This is a genomic window from Micromonospora sp. NPDC005220, assembly GCF_040607895.1.
In the GTDB taxonomy this organism is placed as follows: Bacteria; Actinomycetota; Actinomycetes; order Mycobacteriales; family Micromonosporaceae; genus Micromonospora.
Map to the genome: position 1 here is coordinate 1 of NZ_JBEXHP010000232.1, position 2227 is coordinate 2227.

Below are 2227 nucleotides of genomic sequence, written 5' to 3' on the forward strand. Positions count from 1 at the left end.
GGCGATGTCCAGGCCGAGGCCGGTGGAACCGGCCGCGCTGGCGCCCCGCCGGACCGCCCCGGCCGGCATCCCCGGGCCCTCGTCGATGACCGCGAGGAGCACCTCGCCCGCCTCGCGGGCGAGCCGGACGGCGAACGGCGTGCCGTCGGGGGTGTGCGCGAAGACGTTGCCGAGCAGGGCGTCCACGGCCGCCGTCAGTTTGTCGACGGCCACCCCGACGGGAAGGGGGCCGGCCGCCAGGTCGAGGGTGACGGCCCGGCCGGTGTCCTCGGCCAGCACCGACCAGAACGCGACCCGGTCGGCGACGATCGCCGCCGCGTCCGAGGAGGCCGGCTGCGCCGCCGGGGCGTGCCGCCACCGGGCCTGCCGGATCAGCCCGGTGACCGCACGTTCGAGCCCGTCGGCGGCGGCGGTGATCCGGGCGGCGTCGTCCGGATCACGCAACGACTCCGCCTCCAGCCGCAACGCCGTCAGCGGCGTCCGCAGCTGGTGCGACAGGTCGGCGACCTGCTCCCGCTCCTGCACGAGGAGCACCTGGATCCGGGTGGCGAGGTGGTTGAGCGCGCCGGCCACCTCGCGCAGTTCGGGCGGGCCGGCCGGCGTGACCCGGGCGTCCAACTCGGCGTTGGCCAGCCGGTGGGAGACGGCCGAGAGGTCGCTGATCGGCCGGACCAGGGTGCGCGCCAACCGGTCGGCGACCACCAACCCGATCAGCACGAGGATCACGCCGAGCAGCGCCAGCACCAGCCAGGCCCGGGTGACCCCGGCGGTCAGCTCGTGCTGTGGCACCGCGATCCGGATCACGCCGGTGCCGTCCGCCCGACCCTGCACGGCGATGACCACCTCCCGGCCGGCCGCCGACTCCCCGGTGAGGCTCTGTCCGCGCGCGGCGAGAGCCACCGCCGGCGTTCGCGGTGTCTGGGCGCCGAGCACCGTGCCGTCGGGCAGGAAGACGCTCACCGGTCGCCCGGACTCCGCGGCGAGTTGTTCGACGGTGAGCCGGATGGTCGCCGCGTCGGCGGTGCCGACCACCGGCACCAGGCTCTGCGCGTCGGCGGTGGCCCGTACGGTGGCCCGGTCCTCGGCGACGGTGCGGACCAGCAGCGCCAACGGCACCAGGAACGCGATGAGGGTGAGGACGCTGACCGCGGCGACCAGCAGCGCGAGACGCGCCCTCACGGCTGCGCCGGCGGGGCTTCGAGACGTACCCCGACACCCCGCACGGTGTGCAGGTAGCGAGGCTGCTGGGCGTTCTCCCCCAACTTGCGACGTAACCAGGACAGGTGCACGTCGACGGTCTTGTCGGCGCCGCCGTACGGGATCTGCCACACCTCCGTGAGCAGTTCACGTTTGGTGACCACCTGGCCGGGGCGGCCGGCCAGGTGGTGCAGCAGGTCGAACTCGCGGGGCGTCAGCTCGACCGCGGCCCCGTCCAGGGTGACCTGCCGGGCCCGGGGGTCGACGCGGAGCCCGCCGACAACCAGCGTCGGGTCCTGCCCGTCGGCACCGGACGGGCCGCGCCGCAGCACCGCCCGGGTGCGGGCGTCGAGCTGCGCCGCGGTGAACGGCTTGACCACGTAGTCGTCGGCGCCCGCGTCGAGCACCCGGACGATCTCGGCCTCGTCGTCGCGCGCGGTGGCCACGATGACCGGCACCGAGCTGACCGCGCGCAGCATCCGCAGCAGCTCGCGGCCGTCCAGATCGGGCAGGCCCAGGTCGAGCACGACAAGGTCGGGCCGGTCCTCCAGCGCGTCGCGGAGCCCGGCCATCGCGGTCGAGGCCGCGGCCACCGCGTGGCCGCGTTCGCGCAGGGCCCGGATCAGCGGGGTACGGATCGTCAGGTCGTCCTCGATGAGCAACAGGCGGGCCACAGCTGGCAGGCTAACCGCTGCCGTTGGCAGCACGGTGCACGTTAACCATGCCTTAGCGTTCGGATGTGCCAACGACAAGGACGGATCGGGGATAGTCAGGGGATGGGCCGTCGTTCGATCGTCGTCGCCACCGGGTGGGTGGCCACCGCCGCCATCGCCACAGTGATCGGCCTGGGCGCGATCCGGCTGGTGGGCGAGAGCATCACCGGCACCCCGGGTGGGGTGCGCAGCGAGGCCGAGATCGAGCGGGCGCTCGCCGCACCGGAGCCGGCGCCGCAGCAGGCAGTGGGCGGTGCCGTCCGGGGCGAAGACCAGACCGGACTCGTTGGGGTACCCGTTCTCGAACAGCGTCGGCA

Annotated in this window: 2 protein-coding genes and 1 pseudogene; 1 reads left to right on the top strand and 2 read right to left on the bottom strand. The window is 74.5% G+C overall.

The window, feature by feature from the left end; translation table 11 throughout:
* On the bottom strand, positions 1-1179 hold a 1179-nt coding region (locus ABZU52_RS32320), incomplete at its 3' end, for a HAMP domain-containing sensor histidine kinase (RefSeq protein WP_354974700.1).
* On the bottom strand, positions 1176-1871 hold the full coding sequence (locus ABZU52_RS32325; protein ID WP_354974701.1) for a response regulator transcription factor: 696 nt from the start codon (positions 1869-1871) through the stop codon (positions 1176-1178). The genes ABZU52_RS32320 and ABZU52_RS32325, both read right to left, overlap by 4 nt.
* 102 nt (positions 1872-1973) lie before the next feature.
* Here ABZU52_RS32325 and ABZU52_RS32330 point away from each other — a divergent pair.
* A pseudogene (locus ABZU52_RS32330) lies at positions 1974-2227 on the top strand (hypothetical protein); the annotation flags it as partial.